This window comes from Paenibacillus sp. 8b26 (assembly GCF_050626875.1).
Lineage (GTDB): Bacteria > Bacillota > Bacilli > Paenibacillales > Paenibacillaceae > Paenibacillus.
Map to the genome: position 1 here is coordinate 4,648,275 of NZ_CP192445.1, position 18,122 is coordinate 4,666,396.

At 47.2% G+C, this 18,122-nt stretch carries 13 protein-coding genes, 2 pseudogenes and 2 riboswitches; of the genes and pseudogenes, 6 read left to right on the plus strand and 9 right to left on the minus strand.

The annotated features are described in order from the left end of the window. Window positions 1–84: 84 nt before the first annotated feature. Window positions 85–939, minus strand: coding sequence for a BglG family transcription antiterminator LicT (gene licT / locus ACQ4MX_RS21675; RefSeq protein WP_431087264.1), 855 nt, complete (start codon window positions 937–939; stop codon window positions 85–87). A 233-nt stretch (window positions 940–1,172) separates the two neighbouring features. After that, window positions 1,173–2,144: a LacI family DNA-binding transcriptional regulator gene (locus ACQ4MX_RS21680; RefSeq protein ID WP_431087265.1), complete on the minus strand. Its 972-nt coding sequence runs from the start codon at window positions 2,142–2,144 to the stop codon at window positions 1,173–1,175. 196 nt (window positions 2,145–2,340) lie between these two features. On the opposite strand from ACQ4MX_RS21680, the gene ACQ4MX_RS21685 reads away from it, so the two are divergent. From ACQ4MX_RS21685 to ACQ4MX_RS21700, 4 genes and pseudogenes are all read left to right on the plus strand, one after another. After that, window positions 2,341–3,381, plus strand: coding sequence for an oxidoreductase (locus ACQ4MX_RS21685; protein WP_431087266.1), 1,041 nt, complete (start codon window positions 2,341–2,343; stop codon window positions 3,379–3,381). A gap of 42 nt (window positions 3,382–3,423) precedes the next feature. After that, a pseudogene (locus ACQ4MX_RS21690) lies at window positions 3,424–3,594 on the plus strand (family 1 glycosylhydrolase); the annotation flags it as partial. A 54-nt stretch (window positions 3,595–3,648) separates the two neighbouring features. Continuing rightward, the gene (locus ACQ4MX_RS21695) at window positions 3,649–5,106 is read left to right on the plus strand and encodes a glycoside hydrolase family 1 protein (protein ID WP_431087267.1); all 1,458 of its coding nucleotides are present in this window, start codon (window positions 3,649–3,651) and stop codon (window positions 5,104–5,106) included. Window positions 5,107–5,297: 191 nt separating this feature from the next. Further along, a riboswitch (glycine riboswitch) is annotated at window positions 5,298–5,374 on the plus strand. A gap of 17 nt (window positions 5,375–5,391) precedes the next feature. Then, a riboswitch (glycine riboswitch) is annotated at window positions 5,392–5,486 on the plus strand. Between the two features lie 158 nt (window positions 5,487–5,644). Next, window positions 5,645–7,063, plus strand: coding sequence for an alanine/glycine:cation symporter family protein (locus ACQ4MX_RS21700; RefSeq protein ID WP_337916437.1), 1,419 nt, complete (start codon window positions 5,645–5,647; stop codon window positions 7,061–7,063). A 206-nt stretch (window positions 7,064–7,269) separates the two neighbouring features. On the opposite strand, the gene ACQ4MX_RS21705 is transcribed toward ACQ4MX_RS21700, so the two are convergent. From ACQ4MX_RS21705 to nagE, 6 genes and pseudogenes are all read right to left on the minus strand, one after another. Beyond that, the gene (locus ACQ4MX_RS21705) at window positions 7,270–8,625 is read right to left on the minus strand and encodes a radical SAM protein (RefSeq protein ID WP_431087268.1); all 1,356 of its coding nucleotides are present in this window, start codon (window positions 8,623–8,625) and stop codon (window positions 7,270–7,272) included. 223 nt (window positions 8,626–8,848) lie between these two features. Beyond that, a pseudogene (locus ACQ4MX_RS21710) lies at window positions 8,849–8,992 on the minus strand (NADH-dependent alcohol dehydrogenase); the annotation flags it as partial. A 39-nt stretch (window positions 8,993–9,031) separates the two neighbouring features. Next, window positions 9,032–9,859, minus strand: a complete 828-nt coding sequence (locus ACQ4MX_RS21715; protein WP_134913014.1) for a carbohydrate ABC transporter permease — start codon at window positions 9,857–9,859, stop codon at window positions 9,032–9,034. A 23-nt stretch (window positions 9,860–9,882) separates the two neighbouring features. Continuing rightward, window positions 9,883–10,758, minus strand: a complete 876-nt coding sequence (locus ACQ4MX_RS21720; protein ID WP_149094795.1) for a carbohydrate ABC transporter permease — start codon at window positions 10,756–10,758, stop codon at window positions 9,883–9,885. A 34-nt stretch (window positions 10,759–10,792) separates the two neighbouring features. Then, entirely contained in the window at window positions 10,793–12,076 is a 1,284-nt protein-coding gene (locus ACQ4MX_RS21725; protein ID WP_431087269.1) for an ABC transporter substrate-binding protein, read from the minus strand. A gap of 322 nt (window positions 12,077–12,398) precedes the next feature. Next, window positions 12,399–13,877, minus strand: coding sequence for an N-acetylglucosamine-specific PTS transporter subunit IIBC (gene nagE / locus ACQ4MX_RS21730; RefSeq protein WP_431087270.1), 1,479 nt, complete (start codon window positions 13,875–13,877; stop codon window positions 12,399–12,401). Between the two features lie 320 nt (window positions 13,878–14,197). Between nagE and ACQ4MX_RS21735 the strand changes: the two genes are divergently transcribed. Next, window positions 14,198–15,019, plus strand: coding sequence for an MIP/aquaporin family protein (locus tag ACQ4MX_RS21735; RefSeq protein WP_134913016.1), 822 nt, complete (start codon window positions 14,198–14,200; stop codon window positions 15,017–15,019). 31 nt (window positions 15,020–15,050) lie between these two features. Further along, window positions 15,051–16,544 carry a glycerol kinase GlpK gene (glpK, locus tag ACQ4MX_RS21740; protein ID WP_431087271.1) on the plus strand — a complete coding sequence of 498 codons (1,494 nt, stop codon included), beginning with the start codon at window positions 15,051–15,053 and terminating at the stop codon, window positions 16,542–16,544. Window positions 16,545–16,868: 324 nt separating this feature from the next. Here glpK and ACQ4MX_RS21745 read toward each other — a convergent pair whose 3' ends face one another. Continuing rightward, window positions 16,869–17,909 carry a LacI family DNA-binding transcriptional regulator gene (locus tag ACQ4MX_RS21745; RefSeq protein ID WP_431087272.1) on the minus strand — a complete coding sequence of 347 codons (1,041 nt, stop codon included), beginning with the start codon at window positions 17,907–17,909 and terminating at the stop codon, window positions 16,869–16,871. Window positions 17,910–18,122: the final 213 nt, after the last annotated feature.

Sequence of the window (18,122 nt, forward strand, 5' to 3'; positions counted from 1 at the left end):
TTAAAGAAGAACGTAGATTTCGCCATCAGTTTAGGTTTTGCCTGCCTTACCAGTCACAATCCTTATACGATGGAATTATGAAGTTTACTTGCCTGTTACTCCGCTATTTCGCTCAGTTACTCGATGAATATGAATGGTCAGATACACATATTCGTCTTTGCTTAAATATTGGTCGTATGTTTTTTCCAGATATTCATTGATCTTTTGCGCACATGCGAAAGCTTCGGTATACGTCTGCTTCACCTGGTTGTACAAAAATTCTTCGCCGCTGTGAATGACCTCTTTACGAATCACCCGCATCGCAAAATATTGCAAATGTGTCAAAAATCTAGAATAGCTAAAGGAGGACTCATCCAGCACAATACCGTAATGATACGTAATAATATTCAATATATGCTGAACGATTTCCGTCATTTTTAGCGTGGATTTCATTTCGTTACCGTCGATTCGAGCGTTCACCATATGCAATGCGATAAAGCCCGCTTCGTCTTCGTCCAGCTTTACTCCGAGCGTATCTTCAATTTTTTGCAGAGCATCCAGTCCAACCTCAAATTCTTTCTTGTAAAAGCGCTTAATCTCGTACAGCATCGCGTTTTGGAGCGCTAGCCCCTTTTCTTGCCGCTGTATGGCAAAATGAATATGATCGGTCAGCGTTAAATAAATGTTATCGCTTAATTCTGTATCCAGCACTTGCGTTGCATGGGTCACAATTTCATTTACGACCTCCAGATGCGATACAGGGATATCGTTCAGCAACTCCGTTAATTTGGCTGTGAACTCGTTTTCATTTAACATGAAGATTTTATCTATTTTATGATCATCGACTTGGTCGCCAGCCACCTTTTTGAAGGAAATGCCTCTTCCCATTACGATGACCTCTTTGCCTTTATCATTTTTAGTCAACAGGACGTTGTTATTGAGCACCTTCTCAATAATCATTGAAGTTCCCCCTCCCATCCTTTACCAATAAAAAATGCCCAAGCACAATTCAACACTATTGTTAGCAATAGCACTCAATTGAACTCAGGCATTGCCCGCATTACCGGTCACAATCCTTTTATATAGTGCTATTGTAGCACAAAAAAAAGCGATTTCAACATATTTTCTTCTTATTCGACAAAAAACATTACATACACAGGTACTTTCACCTAGCCCCCCGGTTAAGCGTTACTCTATGTAGTCGTGCGTTCAATGAGGCTGTATTGCAGGGTATGCAGCTCCATTTGGTGACCTACGAGCTGAGGGGAAAGCATGTAAAAAGCATTTTGCGCCTGAGCTGCAATCGGGTTCTGGATGGTCGTAATGCCCATAGTATGCGCAAGTTCCGTATTATCAAACCCGACAATCGCCAGATCTTCCGGCACGTTCAGCAGTTGTCTACGGGCTTCGCAGAGGATCCCAACCGCCACGTAATCGTTGGAGCACAGAATAGCCTGTGGGAATTCGTCCCGATACTGTAACAAATCACGCACCACCTGTTCACCGTCACGGATGTTATAGATGGAAGAATTATTCCAATGCTGCAATACAGGAAGATTGTGCTGCTCCATAATATACGCATAGGCTCGTTGTCTGCTGTGGGTGTTGATGCTGCTCGGGCGACCAAAGGCATTGGCTATACGAGTATAGCCTTTTTGTATCAAGTGTTTTAGCGCTAGCATATATCCTTCATACTGGTCCATGGCGACGGAGCGAATATCGGTATGATCCATTCGTTGCCATGACACGATCGGGCCATACTTGCAATAAGTGCTTAACAAATCGGTATCATTTACACAGGAAATGATAACTAACGCATCAACTCTTTTTCTTTTCAGATCTTCGAAGGCCAGAAGCTCTTTCTTCTTGTCTTCTCCGGAAGTATAAATAATCGTTTGGAATTCATACTGGGCCGCCACCTCTACAAAGCTGTTCAGAAATGCGAGAACAATTTCATTAATGGTTGAAGTGATAATGCCAATTTGAAGGGTCTGACCTTTGGATAAGGAAATGGCGTTCCGGTTGGGAACGTAATCCAGCTCCTGCATGATTTTTAAAATTTTGCTTCTCGTTTCCTGGCTCACATGGGGGGAATTGTTTAATACTCTGGATACCGTAGCTTTGGAAAAGCCAGCCAGTTTGGCAATTTGATCAAGATTCGACATGATGCTTCTCCTCACATAAGAAAAATACTTGACATGAAACGCGTTACAACGGTTAGGATGCTTATGAGGGCATTACGTCCATTTTATATCATCTGTCAATGCATTTCAAAAGAACAGTTTTTATGATGTGGTATTATTCTGGCAATACTTGCGATATCGTAAAGCTAAGCCTTTAGGAAACGAGGGGATTTGCGAAATGACGATTCAAATTGCATATTTAGGATTTGGCAAAAGTACAACCAGATATCATCTGCCCTATGTTCAGATCAGGGACACCTTTCAAGTATCGAGAGTGTTCACACGCCAAGTGAGGGAGGACATGGAAACGGCTTACCCAGACATTCAGTTCTCGGACCAAATTATGGACGTTCTGGGCGACCCGGAAATATCACTCGTCGTTGTATGTACGCCTTCCTCTACGCATTATGAATATGCAAAATTGGCACTATCCCATGGCAAGCATGTGCTGGTGGAAAAGCCTTTTTGTGAAAACCTTGAGCAAGCGCGGGAACTGACCCAACTCGCCAAGGAACATAATCTCATCATTATGCCTTATCAAAACCGTAGGTTTGACAGCGATTATCTGGCGTTCAAGGAAGCTCTCCATTCCGGAAAACTGGGCGACATCGTCGAAATTGAATCCCATTACGATTATTTCCGTCCCGATGCCAGTATGCCCGGCGGCAATCCTGTCAACGGAATGTACTACGGACTCGGTGTTCATACATTGGACAGGCTCATCGCCTTATTTGGCAGACCGGAGCAAGTCGGGTATGACATCAAGTCCATTCGTACTCCTCAGGGCGCTGATGATTACAATGAAACCATATTGTATTACCCGGACAAAAAAGTGATTGTCAAAACCTCTCTTGTGGTGTGTCTGCCTTACCCGCAGTTCACCATTCACGGGACGAAAGGCAGCTTTGTCAAATGGGGGGACGATCAGCAGGAAACCTGGCTGAAAGCCGGCAAGACCCCGGATGCGGAAGGTTTCGGACTGGATGATCCGTCTTCCTATGGCAAGCTTAAATACGTGCTACCCGGTAGCAGTGAAGCTTTTGAAGAAACCATTCCTACACCGGTAGCAGATTATGGACAACTGTATGACTCATTGTATGAGTCAATCGTGAACGGCACACCCAAGCTGGTGAAGGACGAGGAGATTTTGCTGACAATTGAAATATTGGAAAACGGCTTTAAGCAGCCTTCTCCGTCCATCGTTGATTTCCGCCGATAGACTTGCCATCAAGAAAGGAAGTTACGCCATAACCAGTGTGAGGGTGCTTATAACGAAGATGGTAAAGGCTGGTCCACTCAGGACGTATCGCCACAAGGAATCAAGGGCTCTATTACAGAAGTGCCTACAGAAGACAATATGAAGCTGGTAGGTATTGATTTTTACCATCGTTACAAAGAAGATATCAAGCTGTTTGCGCAGGACAACACCTGATTGGAATGCTCCACAAGTGTTAACCTATAAACTAAGAAAAGAGGCTCTTATACTATGACTAAGACATTAAAAGGATTTCCGAAAAACTTTCTGTGGGGTGGGGCAACCGCAGCCAACCAATTGGAAGGCGCTTTTGACGTAGATGGAAAAGGATTGTCCAGTGCGGACGTAATTGCCTATGTACCCAAAGCAGAGCGCACAAACGATCATGCTATAGAGATTTCGTCCGAGCGGCTCGAAGACATTTTGGCTGGCAAGGTAAATGCCCGTTTTCCAAAGCGCGAAGGTGTGGACTTCTATCATCATTACAAAGAAGATATCGCATTGTTTGCGGAAATGGGCTTTAAGGTATTCCGTATGTCCATCAACTGGTCGCGGATTTTCCCGAATGGCGATGATGCAGAGCCGAATGAAGCAGGACTGCAATTTTACGACAATGTATTTGACGAGCTGCGCAAGTATGGGATAGAGCCACTGGTGACATTGTCCCATTACGAAACACCGCTAGGTCTGACACAGAAGTATAATGGGTGGCTGGGTCGCGAAGTAATACAGCACTACGTAAATTATGCCGAAACGGTGTTTACACGTTATAAGGATAAAGTGAAATACTGGCTGACTTTTAATGAGATCAATGTGATGACGATGAGTCCGTTCACAGGTGGCGGTGTGGTCATTGACCGTGTAGATAATAAGCAACAAGCGATCTATCAAGCCCTGCATCACCAGTTTGTGGCGAGCGCATTGGCGACAAAACGAGGCCATGAGATTATTCCTGGTTCTCAAATTGGCTGTATGCTGGCTCGTATGGAAAGCTATGCACATACGTGTAACCCGGAAGACGTGCTGAAAAGTCAGCATGAAAACCAGATGAATCTGTTCTTTACGGATGTACATGCCCGTGGGGAATATTCAAATTATATGAACCGTTATTTTGAAGAAAATAATATTGTCTTGCACACAGAACCCGGCGATGCCGAAATTCTGAAAAACAACACGGTCGATTACATCTCATTCAGCTATTACATGACCTTGACCGTCTCTGCAGGACCGGAAGGCGAGAAGGCAGCGGGGAACCTGATTGGCGGCGTGAAAAATCCGTATTTACAATCCTCTGACTGGGGCTGGCAGATTGATCCGATCGGCCTGCGTGTTACGCTGAACACATTATATGACCGTTATCAAAAGCCGCTGTTCATCGTGGAAAACGGCTTGGGTGCATATGACAAGGTGGAAGAAGACGGCTTCATTCACGACACGTATCGCATTGATTATTTGCGCCAGCATATCGCTCAAATGAAGGAAGCGATTGCGGACGGTGTGGATCTGATCGGTTACACTAGCTGGGGACCTATCGACCTCGTGAGTATGTCCACTTCCGAAATGTCCAAGCGTTACGGATTTATTTATGTTGATCTGGACGATGACGGTAACGGAACACTGAAGCGCTCCAAGAAGGATTCTTTTGACTGGTACAAAAATGTAATTGCCACCAACGGCGAAGAACTGTAATTCAAGCTAACTGAATATAACCCAATATGGCCTGGGGGCGGGGGCGACAGAGAACATCATGAGGATGAATCTGGCTGCGCCCGCCTTTATTTTATAGGCTCATCTTAAGATAACCAAACGACTTCACAAATTTTTCACTTGTAAAAAGCTGAAAGTTTTCTGTATAATAAAAAACAATTTCATATGTCTGGTTGATGTTTGCGGGAGATGGAACGTAAGTTCCGACCGAAGGGGCAAAACTCTCAGGTGCTTGGGCTGATTACAGCAACAAGCGGGACCGTAAACGGACAGAACTCTGGAGAGACCCTTAATTGGGCGCCGAAGGTGCACCGCAGATATCATCTGCTTAAACTCTCAGGCAAAAGGACAGAGACGCGAATAACCTGTGACAGGGGATGCCCTAGGCTTTTTTATGAGCTGTAGTGGCTGAATCCTGCACAAGACGGTTGTATTTTTTCGTGCCTTTAACCTCTCCAGGAGTCGAATCAGCGGATTTGACTCTTTTTTGTTTTTTAATATGCTGGAGGAGCGGGTTGAAATGAATTTGGTACATGTGTTAGAAACGATTAGCAGTTGGATATGGGGGGCTCCTCTGATCATTCTCGTCATGGGAACAGGTCTGTGGCTGACCATACGTTTGAAAATGTTGCAGGTTTTCCGCCTGCCTCTGGCGATCAAACTGATTGGCAAGGCCCCAAATGAAGGTAGCGGGGATGTCAGCAGCTTTGCGGCCCTGAGTACGGCGCTGGCGGCTACAGTAGGTACAGGAAGTATTGTCGGCGTCGCGACAGCGATAAAACTGGGCGGACCGGGTGCCTTGTTCTGGATGGTTGTTGCAGCCTTTTTCGGGATGGCGACGAAATATGCGGAAGGTGTGCTTGCGGTAAAATACCGGGTGAAGGATCGGAATGGACAATTTTCCGGCGGCCCGATGTATTATATTGAAAAAGGGCTTGGACGCCGCTTTAAACCGCTGGCGATGCTATTCGCCTTTTCCGGGATGCTGGTGGCGCTGTTCGGGATTGGAACGTTTCCGCAGGTCAAAGCGATTGTATCCTCGACCGAAAACAGCTTTGGTGTTCCGCCGATTGTAACGGCAGTGATCATTGCTACTCTTACGGGACTCGTTACCATTGGAGGACTCAAGAGCATTGCCAAGGTATCGACCAAAGTGGTCCCTTTCAAAACAGGCTTGTACGTACTGATCTGTATGATCGTATTGATTCGGTTCGCCGATCAGATTCCTGCCGCACTCGCGCTTGTGCTGCATTCGGCATTTTCCACGACGTCTGCGACGGGTGGATTTGCCGGGGCTACGATTATGCTGGCGATGCGCAGCGGGGTAGCCAGAGGGATTTTTGCCAATGAGGCCGGATTGGGAAGCGCACCGATTGCAGCCGCAGCTGCCAAAACCAAATGGCCTGCGGAGCAGGGGTTGATTTCCATGACAGGTGTCTTTATAGATACGATGATTATTTGTGTGATGACCGGGTTGACGCTGCTGGTTAGCGGCGTATGGAGCGGTCCTACCGATGCGGGCTTGATGACGCAGCAAGCTTTCTCCAGCGCATTCCCGCTTGGTGCGGAACTGCTCACAATCATTCTGATTATGTTCGCGTTCACCACGATGCTTGGCTGGAACTACTACGGAGAACGCTGTGTTGAATATTTGCTGGGTGTCAAATGGATTAAACCGTACCGTTATCTGTTCATTGCGCTGGTTGCCGGAGGCGCGTTTATTAAGCTGGATGCGATCTGGTTACTGGCAGATATCTTTAACGCCATGATGGCCTTCCCGAACTTGATTGCACTGCTTGGCTTGTCGGGAATTGTAGTTGCAGAAACCCGTACCTATATGGATTCCCTGTATCCCAACAAGAAAAAGGGAATACTCGCAGGTGCCAGTGCAGGAGCAGCCATAGACATAGAAGAAAAAGGACAAACAGTCAGCTCGTAAAGAAACAAAGAAAAGGGAGTGTCCCTCAGCCATTACAGCTGGGAGGCACTCCCTTTTTGCGTTATAGAGCAGGATGAAGCTCGGGCGCTCTATAGATATGTGTACTTAGCTTACTTTAGGATTAGCTTAAATTGCCGGGTACAGATTTGGACAGACGGCCAGTTGTAATCGCTGTAGGTCGTACAGCAGGACGAATAATCTTCATGTTATTTCACCTCCTCCGATTGGGATTGCAGCCACACCGTACGCAAGGTTCGCTTGATCTGCCGTTTTTCGTAGGAGCAAGGGCGGTTCCCCGTGCGCATCCGGTACAGGGGACAATGATTCCCCTGACAGGCAGGTCGGAAAAAGCAGGCTTGGCACTTTGCGTCCGTTTCTTCACCTGAAGTGGTCCACAGTGCCATTTTATCGAGATCCAGCTCCATACTCCCATCTCCGTGAATCTGGCCCAACTGATTGTTTTCCTGATCTATGGCGACTGAGCATTTGTACAGCTTTCCGTCTGATCCGACAATCAGGGAATTGGGCTTGGCTGCGTAGCATATGGCTCCTGTAGGGAGCAGGATATCCGAGATAAAGGAGCTGACAGTCAATCCCTGTGCAATGGCTGCTTCGTTAAACTCCCATATTTTACGGTCTTTCGTACGGTCGTCGCATACGGGCAAATTCAGATCATTTTCGCCCCCCATACAGCCGACAGGCCGGAAATATACTTTAAATCGGGGATCATCTGCAAACCATTCCGTAAGCTGCGGGATAAAGTCAGTGACGGCCTCCAGGTTACTGTTATCGAAGTTAACGCGCAAATTAATCTCAAACGGTCGTTGTACGTCTTTTAAAGACAGAAGATTATCGACGATACGACGGAATGTACCGCCTCCGCCATGCAGCCCGCGTCGTGCATCGTGGACTTCCTCGCTGCCGTCGAGCGTAACCATGAATCGTTCCACACGCCAGTCCAACAGCTGCTCAAATCGTTCACGGGACAAATAGTAGCCGTTCGTCGAAATTTCTGCGCCATAGAGGACACCATGCTGGTCGCAGGAGCGAATAAAGGATTGAGATAGTTGCTCTATAACGTGCGGTGCCAATAATGGCTCACCCCCGTGCCAGCTAATCGTGAGCTGCTGGAGATTGCCGCTTTGAGCTTGCTGCTGAATATAGGCTTCCAGCCCGGACACAACGTGATTCTTCATCGTCGCTCTCGGGAAGGATTCGTAGCAATAGAGGCAACGGAAGTTGCAGGCTTCGGTAGCGAGCAAAACCAGATGCATACTATTCTGCTGCTGCACAGACTGATGTAATTCCTCCGCTTGTTTTAGCTCATCGGTTGCAGCATTGACCAGAAAGCCATGCTGTAGAAGCTGCTCCTGCAAGGAAAGGCTGCTTTCAGGCACAGGGTCATCCGGTCTGGCGTCGAGCAAGGCCACTACCTGCTGATTTTCCTCTGGCCCAAATACCGCGAGGGCTCCTGTATAGCTGTTGAACAGCATAAGCCCGCCGTCATCCACTGCGGTTCGCGCATTAAAACGCGAAGGCTTCCATTGCACGTTCTGTGTCATGAATTCGTTACACATCCTTTGTAGTTGTAAATATTGTTCTGGGCTGATTTGTTCACCAGTCCGAGATGACAACTCTACAATGATGGCTTTTAGATGAAAGGCTGGCAATGACACTCATCACATTTCTCACACCAAGACAAGAACAGGCATTCCACACTAAAAAGGCTGTCATGCCCGTATTACAGGAGCATGGCAGCCTTGGGAACGGCATCGGATGTTTATAACGATGCTCGTAGCTGTGCAGATCCTCCAGCAGCTTAGGCGCAGTTTCAATGACGGTTTGCAGTACGGAAAAGCATATGCGATCTTGCAAAGGTGTATTTTTGACATTGTGAAAATACTGCTCAAACACGTGGCTCATCAAATGATTTTCTCCAAAAATTAATTTGGTGGGATTCAAGAAAATCTAATCTTTGACCGCTCCGGCGGCAAGATCGGAAATAAACTGGCGGCTAATGAAAAGAAACAAAATGATGAGCGGCAGTACAGCCAGCAGGGTGCCAGCAATGACCATCGCATAATCTGTATTGTAAATCCCGTTCAATTGGGACAATGCAATCTGGAGCGTAAATTTGCGCGCATCGGTTAATACAATTAACGGCCATAAATAATCATTCCATGCTCCTATGAAGGTGAATGCGCCGAGAAAAGCGAACGCAGGACGTAGAATCGGGAGGGCCACATTCCAATACAACCGAAAAAAGCTGCATCCGTCCATCCGCCCCGCATCCAGCAGTTCCGTTGGAATGGATTCCTCCGCATATTGGCGTATCCAGAAGATGCCGAAGGCATTCACCATCCCCGGAATGATCAGTGCTTTGAACGTACCTACCCATCCAAAGGTAGCCATCATGACAAAGGAGGGGACAAGCGACAGTTGGGAAGGGACCATCATCGTAGCCAGCAGGATGATGAATAATGCTTTTTTGCCCGGAAAATCAAATTTGGCAAATGCAAAACCGGCCAGTGAATCGAAAAACAGCACCAACAGGGTAACGGAGCTGGCTACAAAAAGCGTATTAAAAAAGGCTCCGGCAAAATCAATCTGCTGCAATACTCTCGTCACATTGCTCCAGAAGTGGCTTCCAAACCACAACTGTGGTGGAAAACGATAGATGTCCGAAGTGGTACGGGTAGCCATGACGATAAGCCAGTAAAAAGGAAACATCGACAGGATCATTCCCGCCAACAGCCCGGTATATAAAATAACGGATTTTACACGTGCCTGCATCATGCTGTAAAACCCCCTTCCTGCCGTTATTTTTTGCCTTGTACGAGTTTCCAGTTCACGATGGAGAACAGGGCGATAATGAGGAACATGCCCCATCCGACGGCTGCACCATATCCAAAATAGTTGTTAATGAACGATTCACGATACAGGTACAACACGATGGTCATGCCACTTGCTCCGGCACCACCGTCATTACCGACCAGTACCTGTGGCTCGGTGAAGAGCTGCATGCCCCCGATGGTGGACGTAATTACGGTAAACAGGATGACTGGACGAAGCATAGGAATGGTGATGCGGAAGAAAGCTTGTGCTCCAGTTGCTCCATCTATTTTCGCAGCCTCATACAGCACATGCGGAATACTCTGGAGTCCGGCCAGGTAGATGATCGCGTTATAGCCGGTCCATCTCCATACAACCATGGAGGAAACGGCGATTTGGATCCCCCACGGCACATTAAGCCACTGGATCATAGGCAAGCCCAGGAGTTGCAGCAGGTAATTGAGAAATCCGAAATTATTGGCAAATAAAGCGCCAAAGATGATGGCAACAGCCACAATGGATGTCACGTTCGGCAGAAAAAATCCGACCCGCCACAGGGTACGCATTTTGACAAAAGGTGCATAAAGCAGGAAGGCAATAATCAGTGCAAAAAATAACATCGGAATCGTCGAGTACACCCAGATCACAAAGGTATTGCCCACAGCCTGCCAAAATTCGTTATCTGTCACAAGGTAGCGAAAATTACCCCAGCCGTTATAGGTCATGTCTCCGATACCATCCCATTTATGAAACGCCAGATATAATGAAAAACCGATCGGAAACAAGCCGAAGATGCCAAACAGCAGGTAAAACGGCGAGATAGCGGCATATACGGCACGGTGCTTCCAGATTTCTTTCAGCATATTGACCACACGCCTTTTTTGAATTTTTGATTTTTTACCGCTGTAATTCCCGTTCGATTCGATCCATCGTTTCCGTCCATAATGCATCGGGATCGGCATTCTGCTTGGCGACATTCGCAAGGCGGCGGGTCACAATGCCGTGGATGACAGGATATCGTTCACCGAAATAACTGCTTTTGACATTACGTGCGGAGGCGGCAAAGATCAGTCCGGTGGCCTGATCGCCAAAGAAAGGCTCGGGTGTCTCCATGACAGGATCGTCATAGACGCCGGGAGTGGACGGGAACAGCCCGATTTTTTGGTAGGCTTCCAGTTGGTGCTCCGGGTTTTGCAGCCAGGTCAGCACTTCAAAGGCTTCTTTGGGATGTTTGCTGGATTTGAGGATGGAAATGAAAGATCCACCCAAATTGCCGTCCCCTCCAGGGGCACGGGCTACTCTCCACTTGCCCGCAGTATCCGGTGCAGCCTCCGTGAGAACCTGCTTCATCCAGATTGCGCCTACAAAAGAGGCGACTTTTCCGTTATTGACCGAAGCATTCCATTCAGGGGTCCAGCCATCCGCATTGGCGAGTAGATGCTTCTTGTGAAAAGCCACGGCGGTTTGCCAGCCCAAACGGATATGAGGGGATTGATTGCCGATGTAGCTGCCGTCCGGCTTGAAGTACAGGTCTGTATTTTGGGCAAGTATTTGATTGTAAACGTTTACAATATTGTCGGCTAAAAACGAACGGCTGCCGAGCTTTTGCTGAAGCTGTTCTCCGGCGGCCAAATAATCGTCCCATGTGCGAATCGTAGCACTGACCTTTTCAGGATCACTGGGCAGACCAGCCTGCGCAAAGAGATCGCTGCGATAGAAGAGGGCAGTGGGACCTGTATCCATCGGAAAAGCAATCATTTTGCCGTCAGGGGTAATGCCCTGATTCCATTTCCACTCCAAATATTGATCCTTGAACTGATCGGCTCCCAATGTCCTCAAATCATAAAAACGATCCGCACTGGGAAACAACTCTACCATCCAGTCGTTTAAAGCTACGATGTCCGGTTCACCGGAACGGGCTGCCAGAGTCGTCTTGAGCTTGGCTTTGAAATCACCGCCGATTTTTTGGGTGATCAATTCAATGCCGGGAAACTGTTTTTCGGCACGAGTGAGCAATTCATCGTCAATCGAACGGTTCCAGTACCATAATGTAAGCGTTATCTTTTTGTGGTTTGACAAATTGCCTTCAGATGAACGGCCTTCAGAGGACAGAGGGCCGCTACAACCACTAATCATCGTGAGGAAAGCAAGATATAACACCAGCCATCGCACTGTCTTCACATCATTTCCCTCCTTGCTATCTGAGATGGTCTACCTACTGAACAAGTTGTAAATGGTTTAGCTCCATCATATGAAGCGGTTATCCATTTATGTGCATATGCCTTAACCAAAAACAAAAAATTTGAAACATATATCCACTTGAGCATTTTGCAACAATCCCAAGAGCGATTGCAAATCAGCAATATATAGATCGAAACGGTTTAGTTCGTCTATATATTGTACCTTCGAGCGTTGGAAATCGAATTATGCAAAATGCTGACTTAAAAAGCACGTGCGTCTCTTGCATGAAGATCACACGTGCCTAAGCTCAGAGGTCGGATTACTACATCAACCGTTGTATTTCATCTTTCAGAATTTCGGATCGCGTACCGAAAATAACCTGTACCGTACCGCTGCCAAGCCTGATGACTCCCGACGCTCCGAGCTGCTTGAGAGCTTGGTCGTTAACCGTTTTGTCGTCTTTGACGACGAGACGCAGCCGTGTGATGCACGCATCGATGCTTTGGATATTGTCTGAACCGCCGAGATAGGTCAGCACCTTGACTGCATGACTGGACTGACTGTCAGATGCGGCACCCGCCTTTTCGCTGGGGACGGATTTGTTAGTGTCAGACAGGAGGCTGTCTTCTGCATCGTCTTCACGTCCAGGAGTTTTTAGGTTGAATTTGAGAATGATGAATCGGAACAGGAAGTAATATACGACGGCAAAAGCAAGCCCGACCAGGATCATTCGCAATGGGTGGGTGGAGAGCTTCATATTGACCAGATAGTCAATGAGTCCTGCAGAAAAAGAAAAGCCGAGTTTGACATCCAGTAGGTGCATGATCAGACCACTCAGACCTGTAAGCAGTGCATGGATGCCGTAAAGCAACGGTGCAACGAACATAAAGGAAAATTCGAGGGGCTCGGTAATTCCGGTCAGGAACGATGCCAGCGCAGAACCGATGAAGATGGAAGCGACCGCTTTACGTTTTTCCGGTTTGGCCGTATGAATAAACGCGAGGGCAGCCGCAGGCAGAGCGAACATCATAATGGGGAAGAAGCCGGACATAAACATTCCTGCCGATTTATCGCCTGCGAAGAAACGTGTCAGGTCACCATGAACGACCTCGCCTGCCGCATTGGTGTAGTCTCCAATCTGAAACCACGCGATAGAGTTTAGTACATGGTGCAGACCGAGCGGAATCAGCAGCCGATTAGCGATCATGAATACCATCGACCCGATTCCGCCAAAGCCGACAATCCAGTTGCCGAAGGCTGCAATCCCATCTTGTATTGGACTCCAGATCATACCAAGCAGAATGGCCAGAATCATGGTCGTGAAGGCCGTGACCATAGGGACGAAACGTTTGCCCGAGAAGAAACCGAGCCAATCCGGAAGCTGGATGTTGTGATATTTTTTGAACAAAAAAGCAGACCATCCGCCGATAAAAATACCACCCAGTACCCCCATATCCAGTTTGACGTCATCCGGGATATATGCAAATATGCCCGGTACTGCCGCCAAAATGCGGGTCAGCACCATGTAGGCAATGACTGCTGATAGTGCGGCTACAGCGTCCCCGGCCAGGCCAATAGCAACACCGATGGCAAAAATTAACGCCAGATTGCCGAAAATGGCACCCGCCCCCTCGTTCAGAAAAGGAGTGACATAATGATTCAGAAATCCGCCCACTTCGGGACCAAGCGGTATATCCGTTTCATAGTTAATCAGAGCCAATCCTTGTAAAATCCCTGCGGCGGGTAGTGTGGCTACTGGAAGCATTAACGACTTGCCAATTTTTTGAAGAAATTTCAGCATAACATTCTTCCCTTCTTCGTCGAGTTTGGGAGCGTCGTACCATCCTGAAATTCTTATTTTCGTCTATTTTTTTACATCATAAATCGGGAAATCTGACACGGTCAATGATTATTTTAGTACATAAGAAAACGTAAATCCGCAGTTGACATCGCTTACAAGCTTATATAATATCAAATTTAAGTTAATAATCGTGACGGAGACAAGAGAGCCACGCAGACATCCCATGCAAGAGCACAGGGGGCGGTTTGTGATGGCTTTTCTTTTTTTGTGCGCGGTGAAAGCGATTAAAAATCGGTTGATATATTGAGGAGGTAGGTTGTATGTCGCCATACGCAGCCGAATTCGTAGGGACAATGATCCTTATTGCTCTAGGTGGCGGAGTGTGCGCAGGGGTGTCCCTGAAAAAATCATTTGCCCACGGCTCTGGCTGGATTGTGATCGGATTCGGATGGGGGCTCGCGGTCGCCGTTGCGGTATATGCGGTTGGCCAGATCAGCGGAGCACATTTGAATCCGGCGGTGACGCTGGCGCTTGCATTTCAGGGTGCTTTTCCGTGGAGGGATGTTCCGGGCTATATTACAGCTCAGCTTCTTGGGGCCATGGCGGGTGCCGTGATCGTGGTTCTGCATTATTTACCCCACTGGAAAGAGACGGAGGACACAGCAACCAAACTCAGTGTATTTGCTACAGGACCGGCTATGGATCATCCGTTCGCCAACGTGCTTAGTGAAATGATCGGTACTTTCATCTTTGTTCTTGCTTTGCAGTCATTCGGTGCCAACTCCTTTACTGAGGGACTGAAACCACTTATTGTGGGTTTTCTGGTTGTCAGTATCGGCTTGTCCTTGGGTGGGACGACAGGTTATGCTATTAATCCGGCTAGAGATTTGGGCCCGCGTCTTGTGCACTGGTTGCTTCCGATTCCCGGTAAAGGCACATCTAACTGGAAATATGCCTGGGTGCCAATTGTAGGTCCGTTGCTGGGGGGCTCTTTCGGAGGGTTGTTTTACCAGACTGTATTTAAAGGGAATATGACTCCAGCTTTCTGGATTGTGTTGGGTATGATTGTAGTGGTACTCATGATTACCTTTCGTTTCAGCCGTACTTATAAAAGTGATAAAGCTAATAAAATAACAGCATAAAATGAGCGGATTACAGGGGGAGAGATCAACGATGGAAAAATATATTTTGTCACTGGATCAGGGAACGACAAGCTCAAGAGCGATTTTGTTTAACAGTAAAGGGGATGTGGTGTACTCGGCTCAGCGGGAGTTTCCGCAATACTTTCCTCATCCCGGCTGGGTAGAACAGAATGCGAATGAAATCTGGAGTTCCATTCTTGGGGTCATTGCATCCTGTTTATCCGAATCCGGTGTAAAAGCGAACCAAATTGCCGCTATCGGTATTACCAATCAGCGTGAATCGGTAGCCGTGTGGGACAAAAATACAGGACTTCCTGTGTATAACGTACTTGTATGGCAGTCGCGCCAAACCTCCGAGATCTGCGAAGAACTGAAGCAGCAAGGGCATCAGGAGCTATTCCACAGTAAAACAGGGCTGTTGATTGACCCGTATTTCTCAGGCACAAAAGTGAAGTGGATACTAGATCATGTAGAAGGTGCGCGGGAAAAGGCAGAGCGAGGCGACTTGCTGTTCGGTACGATTGATTCATGGCTGATCTGGAAGCTATCCGGCGGCAAGGCGCATGTGACCGACTATTCCAACGCAGCCAGAACACTGATGTATAACATTTATGAGCTAAAGTGGGACGAAGAACTGCTGGACATTCTCGGTGTGCCAAAAAACATGCTGCCTGAGGTACGACCTTCTTCCGAGGTATATGCGCATACGGTGGATTATCATTTCTTTGGTCAAAATATACCGATTGCAGGCGTAGCGGGTGACCAGCAGGCGGCTCTATTTGGTCAGGCTTGTTACGAAAAAGGGATGATCAAGAATACTTACGGCACAGGTTGCTTCATGCTGATGAACACGGGCGATCAACCGGTGGAGTCCAAGCACGGACTTATTACGACCATCGCTTGGGGGCTGGAAGAAGGCAAGGTGCAATATGCGCTGGAGGGGAGTGTCTTTGTAGCGGGTTCGGCGATTCAGTGGCTTCGTGACGGTCTGCGCATGTTCCGTGAAGCCAAAGACAGTGAAGCCTATGCAGCCCGCGTTCCCTCTTCGGAAGGGGTGTATCTGGTACCAGCTTTTGTCGGCCTGGGCAGTCCATACTGGGATAGTGAGGTGCGTGGAGCGATGTTTGGCCTGACACGTGGCACCACGAAGGAGCATTTTATCCGCGCAACACTGGAGGCACTTGCTTACCAGACGAAGGATGTGCTTGCAGCGATGGAAATTGACTCCGGCATTGCCGTGAAGACGTTGCGGGTGGATGGAGGAGCCGTGCTGAACAATTTTCTGATGCAATTCCAGAGCGATATTCTAGATGCCACAGTAGAGCGGCCAGTGATCCATGAGACGACAGCACTGGGAGCCGCATGTCTGGCAGGTTTGGCGATTGGATATTGGAAGAGCATGGATGAACTGCGCAAGCGTGTGAGGGTGGAGCGATCTTTTGCCCCCGCTATGGATGGAGAAACGCGCAGCAGTTTGTATGAGGGCTGGAAAAAGGCCGTGAACGCGACGATGGCCTACAAGTAATAGCTTAAACGAAGGGTCTCTTCTGAACGATGCCCAGCTAATCAAAAAAGGGGCTGTCCAAAAGTAGATTTTGAACTGTAACCCTATTTGTGGATACACTCCCAAAAGGGATATTAAACTGCAATAAGTTGACTTCTGAATTGATCAGAAGTCAACTTTTTTAGGTCCATGTTGTTACTGATTAAAACCCGCAAGATGAACATTTTTTTCAAAGTGTCCATCTTGCGGGTCACAGTTCATGTAATACTGATGTGTTATTAGCCCAAATTACCGGGTACGGATTGGACACACGGCCAGTGGTAACCGCTGAGAGGCTGGTGTGTGTTAACCCTTGACCAGCGTATGGTTCCAATTTTGCCGGGCTCCGCAGGAGCTACGAATGACTAGTTCCGGCTCTACTTTAATACATTTCGTTTCCATTTGTTTATTCATCAGGTCAAACAGCACCATAGCGGCTAGACGGCCTATTTTTTGTTTGTCTTGTTTAACAGTGGTCAGTGGAGGGTCGGTATAACGACAGGCTTCTATATCATCACATCCCACCACAGCAATATCTTCGGGTACTTTCAAGCCGCTTTCCTTGAAAGCACGTATGGCACCAAAGGCAAGCAGGTCGGTAGCCGCAAAAATAGCCTTTGGTAAATTTCCTTGCTGTATCCACGCCTTCGCTATCTGGTATCCATCTTCCGCCGCGTAGTCCTTACCATACACTATCCATTCAGGTCTGACATCAAGACTAAACCGTTTTAGTGAAGTGATAAAGGCTTCTTCTCTCTCTTTAATAACCAAGGATGGGCGTTCAATGCCTATAAAACCCATATCGCGGTAGCCATTCATGTAAAAATGCTCAACAACCTTCATTGAGATCTTCTGATTGTCGGACATAATGTAGCAGGAACTGGCTCCGGTTAGTTCAATATCGACACCGATGCAGGGGATGGGGCTGGCGTCGAGATCAAAAACGCTCTTCTCCACTTCATCTCCAGCAATAATAATACACCCGTCCACTGAAAAATATTTCGAGCGAGCTAAATAGTCCTCTCCATTATCCAAAAATTTCTCATTCGAAAAAAACAACAAATCGTAACCGAGCAAGCCAATCTGTTTTTTGAAGACATTAATGATATCTACAAAAAAAGGATGGCTAAAATCGACATTCAGCTTGCCAGCGAATATAACGCCAACCAGATTTGATTTTTTGGTAGCAAGCGTTTTAGCCGAAGAGGAGGGTCTATAGCCTGTTTCCTCCATAATTTTAAGCACTCGCTGCCGGGTTTCCTCACTGATATCAGTGTAATTGTTTATGATTTTCGAAACTGTTGCCACCGAAACGCCTGCCATATTAGCTATTGTTTTTATATTCATGAAATCCTCCGTAACTAAACCGTTTTAGTTGAATTGACTTTACATTCAAATTTAATAATTACTCGTATTCTATGCTACCTCATAGATGAGAGTCAACAGTGCTATTTAGGATGTAGTTTAATGTATTATGGAAAAATAAGTTTAATTTAAAGGTAGTTTATGTTTTTTTTGATAATTCACAAATCTCTATTTACAAATACAGATCATCGTTAC